The 21143-nt window shown below is 71.1% G+C and carries 20 protein-coding genes and 1 pseudogene; 7 read left to right on the top strand and 14 right to left on the bottom strand.

Features of this window, described 5'->3' with window-relative positions; genetic code table 11:
• The first annotated feature begins 61 nt into the window (after positions 1-61).
• Positions 62-2080: an efflux RND transporter periplasmic adaptor subunit gene (locus F5972_RS31440; RefSeq protein WP_150938823.1), complete on the top strand. Its 2019-nt coding sequence runs from the start codon at positions 62-64 to the stop codon at positions 2078-2080.
• A gap of 53 nt (positions 2081-2133) precedes the next feature.
• On the opposite strand, the gene F5972_RS31435 is transcribed toward F5972_RS31440, so the two are convergent.
• Together F5972_RS31435 and F5972_RS31430 are read right to left on the bottom strand one after the other, a co-directional pair.
• Positions 2134-2649, bottom strand: coding sequence for a hypothetical protein (locus F5972_RS31435; RefSeq protein ID WP_150938821.1), 516 nt, complete (start codon positions 2647-2649; stop codon positions 2134-2136).
• Positions 2650-2674: 25 nt separating this feature from the next.
• Complete coding sequence (locus F5972_RS31430) at positions 2675-3772, bottom strand: helix-turn-helix domain-containing protein (protein ID WP_150938819.1); 1098 nt, start codon at positions 3770-3772, stop codon at positions 2675-2677.
• 201 nt (positions 3773-3973) lie between these two features.
• On the opposite strand from F5972_RS31430, the gene F5972_RS31425 reads away from it, so the two are divergent.
• Entirely contained in the window at positions 3974-4777 is an 804-nt protein-coding gene (locus F5972_RS31425) for a DUF6008 family protein (protein ID WP_225312059.1), read from the top strand.
• Between the two features lie 123 nt (positions 4778-4900).
• Here the strand turns inward: F5972_RS31425 and F5972_RS31420 are convergent, their stop codons facing one another.
• The 3 genes from F5972_RS31420 to lhgO all read right to left on the bottom strand — a co-directional run bounded on the left by F5972_RS31420 (position 4901) and on the right by lhgO (position 7325).
• Positions 4901-5200 carry a helix-turn-helix domain-containing protein gene (locus tag F5972_RS31420; protein ID WP_150938817.1) on the bottom strand — a complete coding sequence of 100 codons (300 nt, stop codon included), beginning with the start codon at positions 5198-5200 and terminating at the stop codon, positions 4901-4903.
• A 199-nt stretch (positions 5201-5399) separates the two neighbouring features.
• Entirely contained in the window at positions 5400-6122 is a 723-nt protein-coding gene (locus tag F5972_RS31415) for a response regulator transcription factor (protein ID WP_150938816.1), read from the bottom strand.
• 18 nt (positions 6123-6140) lie between these two features.
• Positions 6141-7325, bottom strand: a complete 1185-nt coding sequence (gene lhgO, locus F5972_RS31410; protein ID WP_150938814.1) for an L-2-hydroxyglutarate oxidase — start codon at positions 7323-7325, stop codon at positions 6141-6143.
• Between the two features lie 90 nt (positions 7326-7415).
• On the opposite strand from lhgO, the gene F5972_RS31405 reads away from it, so the two are divergent.
• Together F5972_RS31405 and F5972_RS31400 are read left to right on the top strand one after the other, a co-directional pair.
• The gene (locus F5972_RS31405; protein WP_117408357.1) at positions 7416-7778 is read left to right on the top strand and encodes a hypothetical protein; all 363 of its coding nucleotides are present in this window, start codon (positions 7416-7418) and stop codon (positions 7776-7778) included.
• Between the two features lie 55 nt (positions 7779-7833).
• Entirely contained in the window at positions 7834-8268 is a 435-nt protein-coding gene (locus F5972_RS31400; RefSeq protein WP_150938812.1) for a CBS domain-containing protein, read from the top strand.
• Positions 8269-8491: 223 nt separating this feature from the next.
• Here the strand turns inward: F5972_RS31400 and F5972_RS31395 are convergent, their stop codons facing one another.
• Positions 8492-9598 (bottom strand): hypothetical protein, encoded by a 1107-nt coding sequence (locus tag F5972_RS31395; RefSeq protein WP_225312058.1) that lies wholly within the window; start codon positions 9596-9598, stop codon positions 8492-8494.
• A 92-nt stretch (positions 9599-9690) separates the two neighbouring features.
• Positions 9691-10800, bottom strand: a complete 1110-nt coding sequence (locus F5972_RS31390; protein WP_150938810.1) for an epoxide hydrolase family protein — start codon at positions 10798-10800, stop codon at positions 9691-9693.
• Positions 10801-10862: 62 nt separating this feature from the next.
• On the opposite strand from F5972_RS31390, the pseudogene F5972_RS31385 reads away from it, so the two are divergent.
• Positions 10863-11813, top strand: a pseudogene (locus F5972_RS31385) (helix-turn-helix transcriptional regulator); the annotation flags it as partial.
• A gap of 6 nt (positions 11814-11819) precedes the next feature.
• Here F5972_RS31385 and F5972_RS31380 read toward each other — a convergent pair.
• The 3 genes from F5972_RS31380 to F5972_RS31370 form a co-directional block, all read right to left on the bottom strand.
• Positions 11820-12572 (bottom strand): SDR family NAD(P)-dependent oxidoreductase, encoded by a 753-nt coding sequence (locus F5972_RS31380; RefSeq protein WP_150938808.1) that lies wholly within the window; start codon positions 12570-12572, stop codon positions 11820-11822.
• A 103-nt stretch (positions 12573-12675) separates the two neighbouring features.
• Positions 12676-13257 (bottom strand): TetR/AcrR family transcriptional regulator, encoded by a 582-nt coding sequence (locus F5972_RS31375; protein ID WP_150938805.1) that lies wholly within the window; start codon positions 13255-13257, stop codon positions 12676-12678.
• Between the two features lie 37 nt (positions 13258-13294).
• A complete protein-coding gene (locus tag F5972_RS31370) occupies positions 13295-14467 on the bottom strand; it encodes an FAD-dependent monooxygenase (protein WP_150938803.1) in 1173 nt (390 codons plus the stop codon).
• A gap of 52 nt (positions 14468-14519) precedes the next feature.
• Here F5972_RS31370 and F5972_RS31365 point away from each other — a divergent pair, with 52 nt between their 5' ends.
• Positions 14520-15089 carry a PadR family transcriptional regulator gene (locus tag F5972_RS31365; RefSeq protein WP_225312057.1) on the top strand — a complete coding sequence of 190 codons (570 nt, stop codon included), beginning with the start codon at positions 14520-14522 and terminating at the stop codon, positions 15087-15089.
• A gap of 21 nt (positions 15090-15110) precedes the next feature.
• Here the strand turns inward: F5972_RS31365 and F5972_RS31360 are convergent, their stop codons facing one another.
• On the bottom strand, positions 15111-17507 hold the full coding sequence (locus tag F5972_RS31360; protein WP_150938801.1) for a substrate-binding domain-containing protein: 2397 nt from the start codon (positions 17505-17507) through the stop codon (positions 15111-15113).
• Positions 17504-17725 carry a hypothetical protein gene (locus F5972_RS31355; RefSeq protein ID WP_150938799.1) on the bottom strand — a complete coding sequence of 74 codons (222 nt, stop codon included), beginning with the start codon at positions 17723-17725 and terminating at the stop codon, positions 17504-17506. The genes F5972_RS31360 and F5972_RS31355 overlap by 4 nt, the downstream gene beginning before the upstream one ends.
• A 548-nt stretch (positions 17726-18273) precedes the next feature.
• Here F5972_RS31355 and F5972_RS31350 point away from each other — a divergent pair.
• Positions 18274-19242, top strand: a complete 969-nt coding sequence (locus tag F5972_RS31350) for an aldo/keto reductase (RefSeq protein WP_150938797.1) — start codon at positions 18274-18276, stop codon at positions 19240-19242.
• A 112-nt stretch (positions 19243-19354) separates the two neighbouring features.
• On the opposite strand, the gene thpR is transcribed toward F5972_RS31350, so the two are convergent.
• Positions 19355-19927 (bottom strand): RNA 2',3'-cyclic phosphodiesterase, encoded by a 573-nt coding sequence (gene thpR, locus F5972_RS31345; RefSeq protein WP_150938795.1) that lies wholly within the window; start codon positions 19925-19927, stop codon positions 19355-19357.
• Positions 19890-21143, bottom strand: coding sequence for an MFS transporter (locus F5972_RS31340; RefSeq protein ID WP_150938793.1), 1254 nt, complete (start codon positions 21141-21143; stop codon positions 19890-19892). The genes thpR and F5972_RS31340 overlap by 38 nt, the downstream gene beginning before the upstream one ends.

The raw sequence follows: 21143 nt of genomic DNA, 5'->3' as shown, positions 1-21143 counted from the left end.
CACAGACAACTTTCAGGTACGGCCAAGCCACCGGTGACATGGCGTCAGCAGGATGACCGCCATGAGATCGAGCGCCCCATACCGCGTCGGAGGGCTCGCGCTGGCGGGGATCGTCATCGCGAGCGTCGCCGTGATCTCCGCCACCGGCGACGACTCCTCCGACACCGGCCGGATGTCGCTCGCCTCGGTCAGGCGGGGCACGGTCACGGCGTACGTCTCGGCGGCCGGGAACACGGTCGACACGGGGGTGCGCGATCTCGCCTTCGGGGCGGAGGGCGTGGTCGAGAAGGTCTACGTGAAGGTGGGAGAGAAGGTCCGCCGGGGCAAGGTCCTCGCCCGGATCGACGACACCATCGCCCGGGAGGACTACGAGGCCGCCAAGGCCGCCCTCGCCGCCGCCCGCGAGACCCTCGACGACGTCAAGAACGGCACCTCCGTATCTTCAAGCGCCGCCGTGTCCTCAAGCGGCGCCGGATCCGCCCCTTCCGACAGCAGCGGAACAGGCGGTGGAGCAGGAACCGGCGCGGCCGGATCGACCGCCGGCGCCCCAAGCGGTCGATCGCGCTCGGGAACGGCCGGATCGAGCACGACCAGCGCAGGCACCACAGGAGCAGGGACGACCGGCGCGGGCACAACCAGCACAGGCACGACCGGAGCAGGGACGACCGGCGCGGGCACGATTGGGGCGGGTGCCGGATCGGCGGGGCCGGGAGGTTCCGGCGGCGGTCAGACGACCTGCCCGACGCCGTCTCCCCGCCCTTCGGCGCATCCGACCACCCAGCCGTCCGCACGCCCGTCCGCCGGGCCCCCGTCCGGCACCCGCGCACAGGCTGCTTCCTCCCGGGCCGTGGACCAGTTGCCGGCGCCCGCCACGGCCCTGCTCGCGGCGTACGCGCCGACCGGCGGCGGCACGAGCACCGTCCTCGCGATCAGCCCGGGCAGTGCCCACACGGCGAGAACCGAGATCCACGCGAGCAACGGAACGGCGGGCACCGCGAGCGCCATGCTCGCGGTGTACAGGGGTGGTGAGCATGGTGGTTCCGGACCCAAGCCCGGTCCCACGCCCGCGTCCTCGCCGAACCGGCACCCGCATCCGCATCCGCACCCGACGGGGACGCACCGCCCGAACCCCGGCCACGATGGCAGGACCGCGCCCGATCCCGAGGTGAGCATCTCGATTCCACCCACCGCACCGCCTGGGCAGTCACCCGGACAGCCGTCGGGGACTCCCTCCGCCACGCCGAGCCCATCCCCCGGCCGTCCCTCCGGCACCTGCACGCCCGACCAGGGCGGAAAGGGACAGAACCCGCAGGGGCAGGGCGGCCGGGGCCAGGGCAGCCAGGGACACGCGGGCTTCGGAGGCGGCCAGGCGGGTCAAGGCGGGCAGGGCGGCCGAGGCGGACAGACGGGCCAGGGGGGCGCGCGGCTCACCGAGGCGCAGGCCGAGGCGCAGGTCAGCCAGGCGACGACCGAACTGGCCGAGGCCAAGGAGGCCCTCGCGGGCATCCGGATCAAGGCCCCGGCGGACGGCACGGTGCTGTCGATCTCGGGGGACACGGGTGCCCACTACACCTCGGGTGCCTTCGTCACCCTGGGCGACCTCGACAACCTGCAGGTGCAGGCGCTGTTCACGGAGTCGGACATCCGCTTCCTGAAGACCGGTCAGGCCGCGGTCGTCACGCTGCCCACACAACCGGGACGGGAGTACGCCGGGACGGTCGCCCACATCGACCCCACCGCGACCACCTCCAACCGGCTCGTCCGCTACGGCGTACGCATCGACCTCGCCAGTCGCCCCGCCCGGCTGCTGCTGGGGCAGAGCGCCACCGTCAAGGTGACCACCGACGAGGCGGCCGACGCGCTCTACGTCCCCTCCCAGGCCGTACGCGTCCAGGGCGACGGCACGGCCGTGGTGACGGTGACCGACGGCGGCGGCGCCCAGGTCCGGCGGCCCGTAGAAGTCGGCGTCCGCGGCGACACCAGTGTGGAGGTCGTCACCGGCCTTTCCGAAGGCGACCAGGTCGTCCTCCCCACGACGACCACCGCCTTCCCCGACGAAGGCTTCCCCGCCCCCCACTGATCCCCCGGCAACCCAGCACCATGTTCGTAGGGCCAAGCGGTCCGGCCCTGGACTCACCTGTTCATGGTGCGGCGAACATAGGATCCGTACGTCGAGCCGGAACACGGCAGGCGCATCCCGGTCGCGATCAAGGCATCGACGATGTTCCCGGCAGCCACCTCGTTGAGCTTCCCGTCCCAGCCGACACGAGCGAGAAGCCAGACGGTGCCGTGGACTTCCAGGCCGTGTGCCTTTCCCACACTTACAGCTTCCCGATCATCGGTTATGGCGATCCCGCGCGCCAGTTCAGCCGCTGAGAAGACGCTGGCTTCCCCCAGATTGCGGTCCGAGGATCCGATGCGTTGCACCCATTTCGCGAAACAGCTGATCTCCTCCAGGGAATCCAGCCTCGCGATGCCGAGCCGATCCGTGTCCAGCACGGCCTGAAGGGCCGGGTGATTCTCTACTCCTGCACGGATCTCCTCCCGCACCACATGAGTGGTCAGACAGGTGATACCGGCCAGGAGATCGCGTAACACGTCCAGGCGTTCGGCGCGGGCGAAGTGGTTGAGACACATCGCGTCGAACACGAGACGGGGGCGGGCTGGGTATGGCTCACAGATCGGGTTCCGCGTCATCACGCAGCGGAAGATCGGCCGCGACGATCTGACCACGCATCAGTTCGACGGCGCGGGAAGCCGTGATGAGCGACCTCCTGAAGCATTCCACGACCGCATGCGCGTAACTCGGGGGCACCCGGACCGTTTCGAGGTCGGGTTGCGGCGCCCACCCGACCGCTTCCATCAATTCCGCCCGGGTCGGATTCCTCCTGCGCATCTCTCTCGCGGCGTTCCCATCGATGACCCCGGATACGACGGCTTGCCGGATGGTCAACGACCAGGAGGTTCTGAAACGCGCGGCGAGGCTCACCAGGTCTTCGCGCCTCACCGCTTCGCTCCGTCGGACAGGGGCCACGAATGCCTCAACCGGAATCAACAGCTCCGCGGCGAAGGCGTCGATCATCGCCTCTCGGTCGTCGCGGGAAACATGGACGCCTATGTCGGTGGAGTATTCGTCCCCGACGATCAGGTGCCCCAGCTCATGAGCCGCGGTCGCGCGGCGGCGCCCGGGGTCATCGTGCCTGCTGACGACCGCCACAGCCAGATCGTCCTCGACCAGCGAGGCTCCCTCGCCCGGCACTTCGACCACCGCGACCAGTTGCCCCAGCCGCTCGCACACGCTCATGAGCGAGTCGATGGGCCCACGCCCGAGGTCGAGCCGATCTCTCACCCACAGTGCCGCTCGGCGAGCATCCGACGCGTCCTGGATCGCGACCGGATATCGCTCTCTTCCCGGAGGCGAAAAGCCTCCCATGTCGATCATTTGGCGGATGTCGGCCAGCCATGCGGAAAGAGCCACTTCCAGGCGGTAGGACTGGCGTGCCGCGTCCGTGAGCGTGTCGTCGGCCAGTTCCGCGCGACGGGACACGACCAGCGGTGCCGGAGTGAGGAAATAGGTCAAAGGCACCTTGAGCACCGAGGACAGCTTGGCGAGTTCAAGCGCGTCTACTCGGCGTGCCCCCCGTTCGATTTTCGCGATCATCGTCCGGTCGAGCCGCAGCGCCGCCGCGAGTTGCTCCTGCGACATGCCGGCCGCCAAGCGGCACTCGCGTACACGCTCTCCTATGTCCGCCCACTCGCCAGGCTCTTTCATAGTGCGATAATCGCACGCCGCTCCTGAGGGTGCGAGGTTTCACGGCGATCCTTGGCAATCGTTACCCCCGCACCTGAGAAGGGAGTGCGGCAGCGGCCATCCCGCACGCTCGGAGATGGCAGGGGTGTCGCACACGGCAATGATCGAGGGAGGGATCACCGGCGTCTGACGGGCCGTAGCGGACCTGCGGGAGGGAGCGGCATGAGTCCGATGAGCGTGGAATGGTGGGAGATCGCGGGAGCGGCCGTCCTCCTGGCGTGGGCCGTCGTCATGTGGGGCGCCGTCGCCGTCCTCGCGTACGCGCAGCACCACGAGGTGCGGCCCTGGGTGTTCCCGGGAGCGGTCGCGATCATCGGGCTGGGGATAGCCGGGCAGATCGGGCATCTCCAGGAGCACGTCGCGCAGGCGGCCTACTGGGTCTTCCACCCGAACGCCCAGCCGTGGATGACCCCGCTGGGGACGGGCCTGGCGAACGGGTTCGGCCGGGTCGATCCGTCCAAGCCGTCACTGGGCATGGAGATCCTGCATCTGACCGGCAACTTCGTCTTCCTCGCCGGCCTCGCCGGAGTCATGGTGATCACCCGCTGGGCGGGACGGACCCAGGCACGCCGGTGGGGGCGGATGGGAGTGTGGATGCAGGGCATCCATGGTCTGGAACACCTCGCGCTGACGGTGTCCGTCGCGCTGGGAGCCAGGCAGGCGATCGGCCTGTCGACCTGGTTCGGGCTGCTGGACCCGGGGCCCGGCCTGTGGACGTACCGGATCTGGTGGCACGCCATCGCCAACCTCATCGGCTCGATGATCTTCGCGATCGCGCTCTATCACCTGTGGCGGGAACGCGTCGTCGTCCGGGCGGTTTACCAGCGGCCCCGGAGCGTCCCGGACCCGGAAACCCCCGCCCGGCCGCTCGTCGGATCGTCATCGGGCCCTCTACACCCACCGCGCCGACTCTGCTCCGCGCCAGTGGTTCAAAGTTCGAACCAGACGAAGACATCAACGAAGTAGGCGAAGCGCGATCGCTTGAAACGCTCATATTCCGGCGCCGCAAGCGAGACCGCTCGCCGCGCTTTGCTCGCGGCCTGACGGCATATGGACATCGGAATTCGGTACGGGTCAGCGCGGGCGTGGTCACGCAGCGGGAGCCCGTGGTGTAAGACGGACCTCGACCTCCGCGTCCAGAGCGTTCGCCAGGCGCTCGATGACAGGCAGGGTGGGGACCGTCCCTCCAGCCTCGAACCGCGCCACCGCCGACTGGGTCATGCCGGCCTCACGAGCCAGATCGTTCTGGCTCCAGCCACGCGCCTCCCGCATCACGCGGACCGCCCTGCCCAGTTCGTAGGCGAGACGAGCCGCTTCGTATGCCTCTGCCGCGCCGGGCTCGGCCATCCGGCGATCCCGGAGTTCCCGCCAGGTCTCCTGCTCGCTCATACCGCTTCTTCTTCCTCGTCCACGGTGTGCGCCGACTCGACACAACGACGCAGGGCTCGACGAGCCCGCTCAATAGTCCATAGCAGCGATGCTATGACGCACCGTGGATGTAACTCTGTGCTTTCACGAGAATTCAAGGCGTCGCGGCACCGTAGCGGCTCTGGGCCGTATCTGCGGCGGGGCCTTCGCGGGTACGGGATCAGGGTCGGGTGGGTGGGGTGCGCATGACGTAGCCGACGCCGCGCAGGGTGTGGATGAGCCGGGGATGGGCCCGGGAATTGGCGTTGTCGAGCTTGCGGCGGAGCACCGAGACGTACGACTCGACGATCCCGGCGTCGCCGCGGAAGTCGTAGTCCCACACGTGGTCGAGGATCTGCGCCTTGGACAGCACCCGGCCGGCGTTGGCCATGAAGTAGCGCAGCAGCTTGAACTCCGTCGGCGACAGCGACACGACGCGGCCGCCGCGCCAGACCTCGTGGGACTCCTCGTCCAGTTCGATGTCGGCGAAGGTCAGCCGCGGCGGGGCCGGCAGCGGGTCGCCGGCGGTGCGGCGCAGTACGGCCCGGATGCGGGCGATGACCTCCTCCAGGCTGAACGGCTTGGTCACGTAGTCGTCGCCGCCGAGCGTCAGCCCCCGGATCTTGTCCTCGGTCGCGTCCCGCGCCGTGAGGAAGACGACGGGGGTGTGGGTGCCGCCGCCCCGAAGCCTCCGTACGATGTCGAACCCGTCCATGTCGGGCAGCATGACGTCGAGCACGATCAGGTCCGGGCGGTGCCGGTAGGCCGCGGCGACCGCCGCGCCGCCGTCGGACGCGGTGTGCACCTCGAATCCGGCGTAGCGCAGACTGGCCGCGAGCAGTTCGAGGATGTTCGGCTCGTCCTCGACGACCAGCAGCCGGGCTTCGGAAGTTTCAGCGACCATGGCGCCAGCACTCTAGACCTAGAAGGCTAAGGGAACCGTTAAGGCGATGTGCCGCGCGATGGCCAGGCTGCTCGTGGCGGCGGGCGACGGCGCGTTGCGCACCAGCACGATCCGCCCGCGCACGTCGATCGCGAAGTCGTCCAGAAGCCTGCCGTCCCTGGTCACCGCCTGGGCCCGTACGCCGGATCCGGCGCGGACGAGATCGGCGGGGGTCAGCGCGGGCACGTACCGCAGGGCGGCGGCCGTGAACGCCCGCTTGACCAGCGAGCCGTACACCTCGCGCACGCCGGTCCGCCAGTGCTCGGCCGCCATCTTCCCGGTGCCCGGCCAGGACAGGATGGCGCGCAGGTCGCGTGGCGAGACGCGCCCCCACGAGTAGCCCTCCAGGGCGAGCGCGGGGACGGCGTTGGGCCCGGCGAGGACCTCCCCGTCGATCCGGCGGGTCAGGTGGACGCCGAGGAAGGGGTAGCGGGGGTCCGGCACGGGATAGATCAGCCCGCGGACGAGGCCCGCGGCCGGTCCGGCGAGCCGGTAGTACTCCCCCCGGAAGGGGACGATGCGCACGTCGCCGTCCGCCCCCGCCAGTTCCGCCACGCGGTCGGTGCCGAGACCGGCGCAGGAGATCAGCCGGTCGAAGGTGAACCGCTCCCGCCCCGCCGCCACCAGCACGCCGTCCGCGGTCTGCCGGATCGCGCGTACGGGATGCGAGAGCCGTACGGACCCGCCGGCCTCGGCCACGTCGGCGGCGAGGCGGCGCGCGACGGCCGCGAAGTCGGTGATCGCGGTGTGCGGCGAGTGGACCGCGGCGACCCCGGCGGCGTACGGCTCGATCTCCCGCAGGCCGATCGCGTCGAGCTCGGCGACGCCGGGCACGCCGTTCTCCCTGGCGCGCTCGGCGATGCGGCGCAGCCCCGGCAGTTCGGCCCGGGTCGAGGCCACGACGAGCTTGCCCGCCTCCTCGTACGGCAGGCCGTGCTCGGCGCAGTACGCGCGCAGCATCGCGACGCCCTCCCGGCAGAGCGTGGCCTTGAGCGAGCCCGGCTGGTAGTAGATCCCGGCGTGGACGACCCCGCTGTTGTGCCCGGTCTGGTGGGCGGCGACGCGGGGTTCCTTCTCCAGGACGGTCACCTCGGCGCCCTCGCGCGCCATCCGCCGGGCCACGGCGAGGCCGAGGATGCCGGCGCCGACGATCCCGATTCTCATGACGTCAGGGCTGTCAGAGGCATGTGTCCCATTGTCGCGCGACCGGAGCCGCCACGTCGTGATCGAACCTCTGTTCGGTATGCTTGCGGGGTGTACGTGCCACCCGGCTGGCCGCCGGAGGTCCGCCCGCCGGGCAGCCCCGACTGGGAGACGTCGGCCGTGTCGTGGCTGCTCGACGCCGTGCCGCCGGACTACCGCGCGTACGGCGTGCTGCGCCGGTATCCGCTCGCGCTCGCCCGGATGGCCCGCCAGCAGGTGGGCGCCTCGATCCAGGCGGCCAGGGAGGGATACCGCGGCGCCGCCGTGGACCTCAAGGAGCACCTGCCGCCGCACGCGGTCGCCTCCGTCCTCGACGCCTACCGGCGGGAGGGCCCCCGCCTCGTCCGGCTGGCGGAGTCGATCACGCTGGTGGAGCGCGCGCTGCGCGGGGAGCACTTCCTGCCTCGACTGTGAAGCATTCCGGATAAACGGGGCATAACCCCCCAAAAGAGGGAATCGGGGGTTAGCCATGACCACAGAGGGAGTGAACAAGACCGCGGGCCAGGTCATGCACGAGGGCGCCCAGTGCGTCGGCGAGCACGAGAGCCTGCGCGCGGCCGCGGAGATGATGCGCGACATGAACGTCGGCGCGCTCCCCATCTGCGGGGACGACGACCGGCTCAAGGGCATCATCACCGACCGCGACATCGTCATCAAGTGCGTCGCGGAGGGCAAGGACCTCGACCAGACCACGGCGAGCGAACTCGCCCGCGGCCTGGTCTGGGTGGACGCCGGCGCCAGCGTCGAGGAGGCCCTGGCGAAGATGGAGGAGCACCAGATCAAGCGGATGCCGGTGATCGACAACCACCGCATCGTCGGGATGATCAGCGAGGCCGACCTCGCCAAGGAACTGCCCGACAGCAAGCTCGCCGAGTTCGTCCACCGCGTGTACGCGCGAGGCTGACACTCGCGGCGCCGGGGAGTCCGGCGGACGCCGCCCGGGCCGCGCGCGGCAGGGCGTGATTCGCCGGACACTCCCCGGGGGGGCCGGGCGCCGACGGCGCCCGGCCCCCAAGCCGGGCGCGTCAGCCGATCAGTTGACCACCAGCCGGCCCATCAGCCGGCCCCTCAGCTGACCATCAGCCGACCCGCATCAGCCGACCCGCATCAGCCGGCGGAGTGCGGCCTCAGCGGCCCGTGCGGTAGGCGAGGAACGCGATGCCACCGGTCGCCCCCAGGGCGGCCGCGGCCCATAACAACGGCATGGGCACGCCCAGCCCGTCCTTCCCGGCGGGCTCCTCACCTCGCGCCGCGACCGCACGCGGTCGCGCGGAGGTACGGGCCCGGCTCGGATGCGGGGTCGGGGAGGGGCTCGGGCGCGCGACGGCGGGCAGCGGCACCCGGTAGACCGGGCTCTTCTCGCCCTCGCTCCCGGTCAGCAGGGCCATGCCGTCCTTGGTGTACGTGATCGACTCGGCCTGTTCGAGCGGGGGCATCCCGACGCGTGTGAGCGGTTTCCCGGGCGCGCGGTAGACGGTCGCGGAGAAGTACGTGCGGATGACGAAGCTCGACCCGTCGGGGGCGTACGCCGCGTCGGTGGCCATGAGGGGCGCCTCCCCGACCCGCCGCAGGACGTTCACCCTGTCCGTACGGAGCTTCGCGGGGGCGGCGTAGACGTTCCCGGAGAACTCCTTGCTGACGACGTAGAGCCGGCCGGTGCGGGGATGGACCATCAGCCCCTCGGCGTTGCGCGGGCCGTCGGCGTAGCGGAAGCGGTACCGGACGGCCCGCAGCGTCGCGTCCGCCATCGTCCGGGGCTCGACGACCTTGTAGACGGACACGTCCGGCCAGCCGTTCCTCCCGCCGTCCGCGAGGTTGTCCCCGATGTCGCCGATCCACAGCACGCCGCGGCCGGTGGCGGGATCGACGGAGGCCGCCATCGCCTCCCAGTCCCTGGCATCGGCGTTCCCGATCGTGAAGGTGGCGCGGGTGCGGCCGTCCGGGCCGACCGCGAAGATCTGCCCCAGGTGGGCACTGTCGTTGTGGGTGTAGACGATGCCCTTGTGGGTGGGCGAGACGGCCAGGCCGCTCGACTCGGTGATGCGCTGGTCCCGGAACCGGAACAGCAGGCGCTCCCCGTCGTCGGCCCGCGCCGCCGTTCCCGGCAGCGCCGTCCCCGGCAGCGCTGTTCCCGCCAGCGCCGTTCCCGGCAGCGCCATGCCCGCGACCGCGAGGAGCGCCAGGACGGCCCGCGGAATCCATCTCGTCCGCGTCCGCCCCGTTGCTCGCCCCATGTGGTCATCATTCCCGATGCCCGCTCCGCGTGCGGCGACCGGCATTCCCCCGCACGCCCCGGATCAGGTCAAGAACCCGGATACGCCCCGCTTCACCGCAGGGTGTCGTAGAAGTCGCGCAGATCGGCGGCGAGCACGTCCGGCCGGAGATGGGCGGCGTAGTGGCCGCCCGCGCCGTAGGACCGCCAGTGGACGATGTTCTTGTGGTCGCGCTCGGCGAAGGTGCGCATGGACACGAAGTCGCCCTCGAACATCGCCAGGCCGAGCGGGACCGTCGTCGGCTCCTTCGGATGCTCGGCGTGCGCGTCCTCGTAGTAGAACCGGGTCGCCGAGGTGGCGGTGCCGGTCGCCCAGTAGAGCATCGTGTTGGTGAGCACGAAGTCGTCGTCGACGTCCTCGCCGAACAACTGCGCGTTCCAGCCGAGCAGCCCGGCCGGCGAGTCGAAGATCCCGTACGACAGCGTCTGCGGCTGCTGCGAGTGGACCATGTTGAACGACATCTTGTTCTCGTAGAACCACTGCAGCACTTCCAGGCCCCGCCGGTCCTCGTCGGTGAGGTTCGCCATCTCCGCCGGGTCGCCGGAGGGGAAGGAGTAGATCTGCGTGACGTGGACACCGACGACGTGCCCGGGGTCCACCCGGCCGACCTCGGGCGAGACGAACGACCCGCCGTCGTTGCCCACCGCGCCGTACCGGTCGTAGCCGAGCCGCCGCATGAGCTCCGCCCAGGCCCGCGCCGTACGGTAGCGGTTCCAGCCCTTCTCCCTCGTCGGGCCCGAGAAGCCGAAGCCGGGCAGCGAGGGGATCACCAGATGGAACGCCCGCGCCGGGTCCTCGGGGTTCGTCAGCGGCTCGATGACGTTGAGATACTCCGCGATCGAGCCCGGCCAGCCGTGCGTGAGGATCAGCGGGAGGGCGTCCTCGTGCGGCGACCGCACGTGCAGGAAGTGGATGTTCTGCCCGTCGATCTCGGTGGTGAACTGGGGATACCGGTTGATCTCGGCCTCGCGGGCCCGCCAGTCGTACCCGTCGCGCCAGTAGCCGGCCAGCCGCTTCACGCGCTCGACCGGCACGCCGTACTCCGACCCCGTGCCGGGGATCTCGTCGGGCCAGCGGGTCCGGGCGAGCCGGTCCTTCAGGTCGTCCAGGTCGGCCTGCGGGATATCGATGCGGAAGGGCGTGATCTGTGTGTTCTCGCTCATGAAGAAGACGGTACGGACCCTTCCGGACAGGTTCTGTCCTGAAGTGCCGTCAGACTGAGAACATGCTGGAAACCTCGGCGCGGCTGCTGCGCCTGCTGTCGTTGCTCCAGGCCAGACGCGACTGGCCCGGCGCGACCCTGGCCGACCGGCTCGGCGTGAGCGAGCGGACGGTGCGCCGCGACGTCGACCGGCTGCGCGAGCTCGGCTATCCGGTGGAGTCCACCCGGGGCACCGACGGCGGCTATCGGCTGGTCGCCGGGGCCGCGATGCCGCCCCTGCTCCTCGACGACGACGAGGCGGTGGCCGCGGCGATCGGGCTCCGGGCCGCCGCCGGGGTGACGGGGATCGAGGAGGCGGCCGAGCGCGCCGCCGTCAAGCTCGAACAGGTGCTGCCGTCACGCCTGCGCCGCCGGGTCGGGGCCCTGCAGACGCACACCGAGCCGGTGCCGCCGGACCGGCCGGGCCCGGTGATCGACCCCGCGGTGCTGAGCGTGCTCGCGGCGGCCTGCCGCGACCGCGAACGGATGCGCTTCGACTACCGGGCGCACGACGGCTCCTCCGGCGTCCGGGTCGTCGAGCCGTACCGGCTCGTGTCCTGGGGCCGCCGCTGGTATCTGGTGGCCTGGGACACCGGCCGGGACGACTGGCGCACGTTCCGGGTGGACCGCGTCGCGCCGCGCACGCCCACCGGCCCCCGCTTCCCGCCCCGGGACCCGCCCGAGGGCGGCGCGGCGGCGTACGTCGCCCGGGGCGTGTCGGCGGCGGCCTGGCGGCACCACGCCCGGGTGCTCGTCCACGCCCCCGCCGAGGTGGTCGCTGAGCGGATCAACCCCGCCGTCGGCGTCGTGGAGGACGTCGACGGCCGCACCTGCGTGCTGGTCACCGGGTCCGACACCCTGAACAGCCTCGCCGTCCACCTCGGCCTGCTCGACCTCGACTTCGAGGTAACCGGCCCGCCCGAGCTGGTCGACCACCTGCGCGTGCTGACCACCCGCTACGCCCGCGCCGTCGCGGGAGGGTCACGCCGAGGCGCCGCCGTCGATCACCAGGTCGAGCCCCACGGCGAAGCCGGCGTCGTCGGAGGCGAGCCAGAGCACGGTCCCGGTGATCTCGTCGAGGGCGCCCACCCGGCCGATCGGCAGCGCGTCCGCCAGCCGGGCGGCCCGGTCGGCCGCTGACTCCCCGGGGCGCAGGGACATCGCCGTGTCCAGCGGGCCCGGGCTGACCGCGTTGATCCTGATGCCCGCCCGGATCTCCTCCAGCGCGGCCGTACGGGTGAGCGCGCTGACGGCGGCCTTGGACGCGGCGTACGCGCCGAGACCGGGATAGCGGACGTGCGCCCCGATGTTCGAGGCGACGTTCACGATCACCCCGGAACCCTGCGCGCGCATCGCGGCGATCTCGTGTTTCATGGCGAGGAAGACGCCCGTCGTGTTGACGTGGAGGGCCCGCGCCCAGTCCTCCTCCGGCAGGTCCGCGACGGCGCCTCCCACGAAGATCCCGGCGTTGTTGACCGCGACGTCGAGGCGGCCGAACCGGGTGACGATCTCCCGGACGAGCCGGGCCAGATCGGGCGAGTCGGTCACGTCAGCAGTGACGGCGGCGGCGCGGCCGCCCTCGGCCTCGATGAGCTTGACGGTATGCTCCAGCGCCTCCCGCCCCCGCGAGGCCGCCACGACGACCGCGCCCTCCCGGGCGAACCCCCGGGCGACCGCCCGGCCGGCCCCGGAACCCGCTCCGGTGACCAGCACCACCTTGTCCGCGAACCTCATCCGCACTCCTTGCCGGGTCGACGCGGCGGCGACCGTCGCGGCCGCGATCCAATTAGAACGAACGGTCAAGAATTGAGGCATAGTGAACCCACCTGCCGGAAGATCAGCGCAGGAGCGCGAGGGCCTGGGCGGCGGCGTCGCGGAGGCGGGCGGGGTCTCCGTGGCTTTTCCCCATCACCCGCATCCCCTGCAGGAAGACGAGCAGGAACCGCGCCAGCGCCCGGGGGTCGGCCTCCGCGGAGATCTCGCCCTGGGCCCGGGCGCGGATCAGCGCCGAGGTCAGCGCCGTCTCCAGGCCGGTCCAGCTCGCCTCGACGAACCGGGCCACCGGCTGGTCGTCCGGCAGCAGCTCGGCCGCGGCGTTCACGACCATGCAGCCGCGCCGGTCGCGGTCTGCCGCCGCGTCCTCGGCGTACAGCTCGACCAGGGCGCGTACGGCCGGCAGGGCGGGACCGGGCTGGGACAGCAGCTCCACGAGGCTCGGGTCGCGGGTCTGGACGTACCGCTCCAGGGCCTTCAGGTAGAGGTCGTGCTTGCCGCCGAACGTGGCGTAGATGCTGGCGCGGCCGATGCCGAGATGCTCGACCAGGTCGGCCATCGACGTGGCCTCGTATCCGCGCCGCCAGAACAGGTCGAGTGCCCGCTCCAGCACCGCGCCGGGGTCGAACTCCTTGGTCCTGGCCATGACCCCGACCCTAGAACATTCGAGAACGACCGGTCAATTAAATCGCGACATGGTCGTCCCAGGCGATGCGGTGGTCGCGCAGCCAGGCCAGGGCGTCGCGCTTCTCGACCTGCCGCAGGACCACCGGGAGGAACAGGTCGCGGACGAAGGCCCCGGCGACGCCCGGCGCCTTGCCGTCGCCGTTGCGCTTGCCGTGCGCCACGACCCGCTCGACCCGCTCGCGCCGCAGGCGCTCGAAGGCGGCGAACGCACTCCGCGTGTCCGGCACGTCGCGCAGGCACCTCGCCAGCACCACGGCGTCCTCGACGGCCATCGACGCGCCCTGCCCGGAGGACGGCGAGGTCGCGTGCGCGGCGTCGCCGACGATCACCATGCGGTCGCCGGACCAGGTCGGCACGGTCGGGAAGTCGTAGGTGTTCCAGGCCGGCAGGATGTGCGGCGTCGCCGCGACGATCTCCCGCATCGGCCCGGCATCGCCCACGAACAGGTCCAGGAGCCTCGCCCGCCACTGCTCGGGCGAGATCGCCGCGAGCTCCTCCGGGGAGAGCTCCCGGCGGCTCGGCGGGTTGGCGAACCACCACACCTGCCCCTCCGGATGGATGAGATAGCCGAAGAAGCACCGCCTGCCGAAGACGAAATAGGACACTCCCGGCCGGCCCGGCACCTGGACGCCGTCGGCGAAGCCGCCCGTGTTCAGCAGCCCGACATACCGGGGGCGCGGCGCGTGAGGGTCGATGAGGGCACGGGTGCGCGAGCCCAGCCCGTCCGCGCCGACCAGCAGGTCGCCCTCGGCCTCGCTGCCGTCGGCGAAAATCGCGCGGACACCGTCCCGGGTGACCTGCGCGTCCACGAGCCGCCTGCCGTAGTGGACCCGCACGCCCCGCCGTACGGCCTCGTCGCGCAGCGCCCGGTAGAGATCGGCGCGCTTGAGCGTGCGGCTCGGCTGCCGCACGGTGGCCAGATGCCTGCCCCGCGCGTTGCGGATCTCCATGATCGGCGTGTCCATGCCGAGATCGCGGACGAGGTCGTGCAGGTCGAGCACCCGCAGGGCCTCCAGTCCGTTGACCGCCAGCGTGAGGAAGGCGCCGACCCCGTCGGCTCCCCGGTCGTACGCCTCGAAGACCTCGGCGTCGAGGCCCGCGCGCCGCAGTGCCATGGCCGTGACGGGACCCGCGATCCCGCCGCCGATGATGATGGCTTTCTTGGTCATGCAATGACTATACATATTATGACTATGAGCCGACAAGAATACGATGGAGCCCATGCCTACGCGCCGATCTCCCCTGGCCATGGCGCTGTTGTCGCTGGTCTGCGAGGCGCCGATGCACGCGTACCGGATGCAGCAGATGATCAAGGAGCGGCACAAGGACGACGTGGTCAACGTCGCGCAGCGCAACAGCGTCTACCAGACGATCGAGCGCCTGCTCCGCGACGGGCTCCTGGCTGTACGTGAGACGGCCCGCGAGGAGAACCGGCCGGAACGCACCGTCTACGAGGCCACCGAGACCGGCCGCGAGACGCTGCGGCAATGGATGCACGCCATGCTGTCCACCCCGGCCCGCGAGTTCCCCGAGTTCCCCGCCGCGCTCGCCTTCCTGCCCGTGCTACCGCCCCAGGAGGCGCTGGCGGCGCTGCGGCAGCGGATCGACGCGCTGGAGGCCCGGCTGTCCGCGCTCGACACCGAGATCGCGGACGGCCGGACCTACCTCGCCCCGCTGTTCCTCGTGGAGAGCGAGTATCAGCGGGTTCAGATCGGGGCCGAGCTCGACTTCGTCCGCGGCCTCGCCGACGATCTCGGCGAGGGCCGCCTCGACTGGGACTACCGCATCTGACTCGGCCGAGACCGGGCGCGCTCAGAAGTTCGAGATGACGTGGGTCAGCACCCCCGCGATCGAGTTGGGGTCGCTCGCCTCGTACGCGCGGGCGTGGGTGGCCTCGGCGATCTGCCGCAGCGCGCCGGTGTCGGCCTTGCCGCCGTAGGCGATGGTGAACACGCGTACGGGATTGTCCAGGCCGCCGATGGCGCGCACGAGTTCGTCGAGCGTGGGACCGCCGGCGGTCTCGTTGCGGCCGTCGGTCAGCACGACGACGGCGTTGATGGCCTTGTCGTCGTAGTGGTCGCGCAGCGACTTCACGGCGTCGCCGATGGTCTGGTACAGCGCGGTGGCCGCTCGGGGACGAAGGGCCCTGATGTGCGCTTCGAGGTGCTCGCTGTGAGTCCTGCCGTCGGCGGCCCGGGCGCCCATCTCGGCGATCTCGTCGTCGACGACGTGCGTGCTGGAGAAGTGCCACAGCCCGACCCGGTCACGTTCGGTGAACCCGTCGAGCAGGGGGCCATGCGCCTTCTTGACCAGGTCGAGCTTGCTCGGCTCGCCGGGCGCTCGATTGGGATTGTCCTTGGCGTCGTAGTTCATCGAACCGGAGGTGTCGATCAGCACCAGCACGTTGGCCGACTTTCTCAGCTCCCGCCAGGCGGTCAGGAGCCCGTCCACGAAGTCGGCGGGGGGATCGGCGAGCGGTTTGGGCAGGGGGACGCCCGGGGCGCCGTTCTCCTTGGTGATGTTCTCGGTGAGCTCGTGGGACGGGCCGCGGAACCCCAGCTCGGTGAAGCGGTCCCGGGCGCCCGCCCACGTGGTGAGAACGTGGAGGAAGTCCGCCGCCACGGCGCTCTGCGCGGAGGACAACCCGTTCAACGGGATGTAGGGGTGGTCGGAGTACATCGTGCCGACGTCGCTGCCGTCGCTGGGATCGATGTCGGTGGGATAGAAGGCGACGAGCTGTTCTTTCGGCGCTTCTCTCTTCGCGCAGCCGGGCTCGTCCGACCGGCTGCCGCAGGGGTAACCCTCGTTGTAGGCGACGACGCTGTTCTCCTCGACGGTGACCGCGGAGATGTAGCCGGCCGCGTGCCCGGCGTCGTCGGCGCGGCGCAGGTTGGCGAGGAAGGTCAGGGTCGTGTCGCCGTAGTGGACCACGGCCTTCTCGATGGCCTGCACCTTCTTCCGGTTCTCCCGGTCGGTGAGGTCGCCCGGGACCAGTTCCGCGACGGTGCCGACCCGCGTGTAGAACGCGGCCACGGTGGCGTTCAGGCCCGAGGTGGAGTATTCGGGGTTGGTCTTGCCGAGCGTCAGTGGGTGGTCGTCGTCCCCGGCCAGAGTGGCCAGGTCCTTCCAGCCGATCTTCCTGTCGGGCCAGCCGAGGCCCTGGGCGGTCTTCTTGGGCATGGCGATGGTCAGCGGGCTGGTGACGATCGAGTGGTCCGCGGACTCAGGAAGCAGCTTCAGGGAGTCCTTCCCGGCGGCCCGCTGCCGGGCGACCTGCAGCCACAACCGCGCGGCGGGCGCCCACACGTCCGGGCGCGGGCCGTCGGTCGCGGGATTCCACCCTCGGGCCAGCGCCCGCATGGCGATGCCCGAGTCGACGCTGTCCACGACGACGGTCACGCAGCCGCCGTGGCTGGAGCGTGGCCCATAACGCTGCGCGATCTCCCGGAGGATCGCGGACTTGTCGGTCGAGGAGGCGATCCGCAGCTGTGCGGTGGGCTGCCCGCAGGCCGCGAGCGCCGAGTTCGGCGACTTGGAGTCCGGCGACACCGGGACCACCGATGTGGAGACCCGCGCCGCGGCGTCGTCGCCGTGCGCCCGGAGGCTGATGACGGTGACGGTGACGGCGACCACCACGACCAGCCCGGCCGCGACGCCCGCCGTCCACCACAGCCGCGACGCCCGGCGATCGTCGTCTTCGTCTTCGTCTTCGTCCTCGTCCTCGTCCTCGGGGGAGGCGGGAGGGGTCCAGGAGGCGAGGAGGTCCTCCGCGGTTCCCACCTGCTGTGCGGCGAACTGCTCCGGCAGGCCGGCGGTGCACAGCTCGACGAAGGCCTCCGCGAACCGCCGGCGCTCGTCCGTCCCCTCACCGGCCTTCTCGTTGTCGGCCTTCTCGTTGTCGGCCTTCTCCTTGTCGGCCTTCCCCGCGAGGTCGCGCAGCCGCTCCCACGGCCCGGTGTCCTCGACGCCGTAAAGCTTGAGATACAGCTTCATCGGTTCCAGAGACGGCAGATCCCTGCCGTTGGTCAGCCGGGAGACCCTGCTCTTGTCGTACCGGATGAGGCGGCCGATCTCCTCCAGAGTCCGGTAGCCCTTGTGCCCACGTGGGGGACGCAGGACGAACAGGGCCCACGCGAGCGCCACGAGCGGGCCCCTGTGCGGGTCGAGGTGGGGGGCCGGACGACCCCGGCCGGCCTGCTCAGGGCTCATCGCGCTTCCCGGCCGGGAAGCAGAGGGCCGAACACCTGGCGGATGACGTGCCCGGCGGCGAGGCCGGTGCCCACGACCACGGCCAGCGTGGTCGGCAGGTCGTAACCCGCCGCCAGCAGGACGACCACCACGATCTGGATCACGACGAACACGCCCGCCCGCCAGTTCGGCGACACGGCGGCAGACTCCCGTACGTCGTTGTGCTGTGCCTTGCTCACGACGAACTCCTCAGGTCCGGACTGCGCTGCGGTGAGCCGCGGGCCGTATGCGGCGGCCGGGAGCTGCAACTCCCGGCCGGGCCCGGCGGATGCCTCAAGAGTGGGCCACGGCGCCACCACACACGAGCAGTAAATCGTCAAAAGCAACATGTAGCGGGCGGTTCGCAATATCACGGGGCCCATCCGCCGGCGTCTCCTCGGCCGGTGGGCCTCCGGCCCGCGCCGTGGGCGGCACCTCGCCGTGACGACCGTCCGTCTTCCGGAATCACCGCAGGTCAGGCGGGAGGCGAATTGTTGCGGCCCCGTCGCGCAACAAAGCGCGGACCACATTCCACGACGGCTCGGCGACACTGGGAGCCGGTCCCGGCACGCCGGGACCGGTCACAGCGGAGGTCCTCTGGTCCGGACGCCGCGACGCCGGGGCCGGCCCGCCGCTGCAACGGAGGGCCGGCCCTCCACCCGTTCCGGCAACAATTCCCCGCGCCGCGCCGAGCGTGGACGTGCCGGTACTCGACTGGAGTCCACTCCAGGTTCCTAGGGTGGAGGGCATGGAATACGGACATCTCGGCCGCACCGGCCTGCTGGTCAGCAAGCTCTGCCTGGGGACCATGAACTTCGGTCCGCAGACCACGGAGGACGACTCCTTCGCGATCATGGATCGCGCGCACGACCTCGGGATCAACTTCTTCGACACGGCCAACGTCTACGGCTGGAAGAAGGGCGAGGGGATCACCGAGAACATCATCGGCCGCTGGTTCGCCCAGGGCGGAGGCCGCCGCGAAAAGACGGTCATCGCCACCAAGCTGTACGGCTCGATGGGCGACTGGCCGAACGAGGAGAAGCTCTCGGCGCTGAACATCCGGCGGGCCGCGGAGGCCTCCCTGCGCCGGATGCAGACCGACTACATCGACGTCTACCAGGCCCACCACATCGACCGGGACACCCCGTTCGAGGAGTTCTGGGAGGCCATGGACATCCTCAAGCAACAGGGCAAGATCCTGTACGTCGGCTCGTCGAACTTCGCGGGCTGGCACATCGCCAAGGCCCAGGAGTCGGCCCGGCGCAGGAACACGCTCGGCCTGGTCAGCGAGCAGTCCCACTACAACCTGCTCGTCCGCGCCCCCGAGCTGGAGGTCATCCCGGCCTGCGAGGACTACGGCCTCGGCCTGATCCCGTGGAGCCCGCTCGCGGGCGGCCTGCTCGGCGGCATCCTCCGCAAGATCGACAAGGGGCGGTCCGCGGACGACCGCATCGTCGCACAGCTCGACAAGCACCGCGACAAGGTCGAGGCGTACGAGGCGTTCTGCGACGAGCTCGGTGAGGACCCGGCCAACGTGGGGCTGGCCTGGTTGCTGCACCAGCGGGCGGTCACCGCGCCGATCATCGGTCCCCGTACGGTCGAGCAGCTCGACGGGACGCTGCGGGCACTGGAGATCAAGCTGGACGACAAGGCGCTCGCCCGGCTCGACGAGATCTTCCCCGGCTTCCGGACCGCCCCGGAGGAGTACGCCTGGTGATCAGGGCGCTGATCAGGCGTTGTTGAGCAGCGCGCCGACGATCACGATGAGCACGAGCAGCGCGAGCACCGTGGGCAGCAGCCAGCGACGAGGACGATCCACGTCATGGAGCCTAGCCGCGGACCGCCAATGCGTACGCCTCGACCTGTTCGTACCGCACGGTCGCGCCGGTGTGGCTGCGCACGAGGTGGACCGACGACGCCTCCCAGCGCCGCCCGCCGAAGGCGCCCAGCGCGCCGCCGACCAGAGGGCGCAGGTCGTCGCCGTGGCCTGAGCGGGTCCTTGAGCGGGCCAGGGTGAGATGGGGATGGAACCGCTTGCGGTCCGTCTCCTCCGCCCCGGCCCGCCGCGCGCCGGCCGCCACCGACTGGGCCAGTCTCGTCAGCGCCGGGCCGGCGTCGAGGCCCAGCCAGAAGATGCGGCCCCGGGCCGGGGAGGGGAAGGCTCCGGCGCCGCCGAACGACACGGTCTGCGCGGAGTGCCGGGCCGCCGCCCGGGCCAGCCGTACGCGCAGCTCGGGCAGGACCTCGTCGGGCACCTCGCCGAGGAAGGCCACGGTCACGTGCCACAGGGCGGGATCGACCCAGCGCAGCCCGGGCCACTCGGCCCGTACGGGCTCGACCACCGTGGCGATCTCCGCCAGCGCCTCAGGCGGCGGCAGCAACGCCACGAACAGTCTGCTCACGCGTCGATTCTTCCCTGCGCTCCACCCGGGCCGCGACCATGCGGGTGACCAGCACGGCCAGGCAGACCCCGCACATGCTCAGCGCGCCCGCGGCGGAGACCGCGAGGCGGGGACCGGTCACCTCGGCGAGCCGGCCCACCAGCGGCGCTCCGATCGGGGCTCCCCCGGTGAAGACCAGCACGTAGATGCCCATCACCCGGCCGCGCATCTCGGGTGAGGCGCCGAGCTGCACGATCGTGTTCGCGGTCGTGTTCACGGTGATCATCGCCATGCCCGCCGGGACCAGCAGCAGCAGGAAGGCCGGATAGCCGGGGGCGAGCCCGGAGGCGATCTGGAACAGCCCGAAGCACAGCGCGCCGGCGATCAGGAACCGGCGGCTCGGCTTGACCCGCCGGGCGGCCAGCAGCGCGCCGCCGAACGCCCCGACGGCGAAGGCGCTGGACGCGATGCCGAACGAGGACGCCCCCGCACCGAACACCTGCTTGGCCATCAGCGCGATGCTCGTCGAGAAGCTCTGCGCGAAGATCGCCATGAACGCCACGATCAGCAGAGGCAGCAACAGGTCGGGCCGGCCGCCGACGTACCGCAGGCCCTCCCGCAGCTGTCCCTTGCCCCGCGGCACCGGCTCCGGCGAGCGCAGCTCCGAGGAGCGCATCAGCGCGAGCCCGGTGATCACGGCGGCGAACGACACGGCGTTCAGCACGAAGATCGGGCCGGTGCCCATCCAGTAGATCAGCAGCCCGGCCAGGGCCGGGCCGACGACCCGCGCGAGGTTGAAGGTCGAACTGTTCAAGGCGATCGCGTTGGGCAGGTCGCGCCTGCCCACCATCTCGACCACGAACGACTGCCGCGTCGGCACCTCGACACAGGACACCAGACCGAGCGTGAACGCCATGACGTACACGTGCCAGACCTGGGCCGTCCCGGTGAGGACCAGCGCGCCCATGGTGAGCGCGAGCAGGCCCATGAGCGTCTGGGCGATCATGAGCACCCTGCGCTTGGGATAGCGGTCGGCGATCACGCCGCCGAACATCCCGAACAGCATCGTGGGCAGGAACTGCAGCGCGACGGTCACGCCGAGGGCCGTGCCGCTGCCCCGGGCGAGGTCGAGGACGAGCCAGTCCTGGGCGGTGCGCTGCATCCAGGTGCCGACGTTGGAGACGACCCCGCCGGCGGCGAACAGCCGGTAGTTGTGGTTCCGCAGCGAGCGGAACAT

The sequence above is a fragment of the Microbispora cellulosiformans genome (assembly GCF_008728085.1).
In the GTDB taxonomy this organism is placed as follows: domain Bacteria; phylum Actinomycetota; class Actinomycetes; order Streptosporangiales; family Streptosporangiaceae; genus Microbispora; species Microbispora amethystogenes.
The sequence above is the reverse complement of the archived record's forward strand: the minus strand, read 5'-3'. Positions and strand labels throughout refer to the sequence as shown.

Excerpts from the sequence above, each read along its gene's own strand:
- F5972_RS31415 (WP_150938816.1), bottom strand. The coding sequence starts at position 6,122 with ATGGTCGCTGAAACTTCCGAAGCCCGGCTGCTGGTCGTCGAGGACGAG.
- F5972_RS31440 (WP_150938823.1), top strand. The coding sequence starts at position 62 with ATGAGATCGAGCGCCCCATACCGCGTCGGAGGGCTCGCGCTGGCGGGG.
- F5972_RS31395 (WP_225312058.1), bottom strand. The coding sequence starts at position 9,598 with ATGGGGCGAGCAACGGGGCGGACGCGGACGAGATGGATTCCGCGGGCC.
- F5972_RS31370 (WP_150938803.1), bottom strand. The coding sequence starts at position 14,467 with ATGACCAAGAAAGCCATCATCATCGGCGGCGGGATCGCGGGTCCCGTC.
- F5972_RS31425 (WP_225312059.1), top strand. The coding sequence starts at position 3,974 with ATGAGTCCGATGAGCGTGGAATGGTGGGAGATCGCGGGAGCGGCCGTC.
- F5972_RS31360 (WP_150938801.1), bottom strand. The coding sequence starts at position 17,507 with ATGAGCCCTGAGCAGGCCGGCCGGGGTCGTCCGGCCCCCCACCTCGAC.
- F5972_RS31400 (WP_150938812.1), top strand. The coding sequence starts at position 7,834 with ATGACCACAGAGGGAGTGAACAAGACCGCGGGCCAGGTCATGCACGAG.
- F5972_RS31375 (WP_150938805.1), bottom strand. The coding sequence starts at position 13,257 with ATGGCCAGGACCAAGGAGTTCGACCCCGGCGCGGTGCTGGAGCGGGCA.
- F5972_RS31365 (WP_225312057.1), top strand. The coding sequence starts at position 14,520 with ATGCCTACGCGCCGATCTCCCCTGGCCATGGCGCTGTTGTCGCTGGTC.
- F5972_RS31380 (WP_150938808.1), bottom strand. The coding sequence starts at position 12,572 with ATGAGGTTCGCGGACAAGGTGGTGCTGGTCACCGGAGCGGGTTCCGGG.
- F5972_RS31420 (WP_150938817.1), bottom strand. The coding sequence starts at position 5,200 with ATGAGCGAGCAGGAGACCTGGCGGGAACTCCGGGATCGCCGGATGGCC.
- F5972_RS31350 (WP_150938797.1), top strand. The coding sequence starts at position 18,274 with ATGGAATACGGACATCTCGGCCGCACCGGCCTGCTGGTCAGCAAGCTC.
- lhgO (WP_150938814.1), bottom strand. The coding sequence starts at position 7,325 with ATGAGAATCGGGATCGTCGGCGCCGGCATCCTCGGCCTCGCCGTGGCC.
- F5972_RS31340 (WP_150938793.1), bottom strand. The coding sequence starts at position 21,143 with ATGTTCCGCTCGCTGCGGAACCACAACTACCGGCTGTTCGCCGCCGGC.
- F5972_RS31390 (WP_150938810.1), bottom strand. The coding sequence starts at position 10,800 with ATGAGCGAGAACACACAGATCACGCCCTTCCGCATCGATATCCCGCAG.
- F5972_RS31430 (WP_150938819.1), bottom strand. The coding sequence starts at position 3,772 with ATGAAAGAGCCTGGCGAGTGGGCGGACATAGGAGAGCGTGTACGCGAG.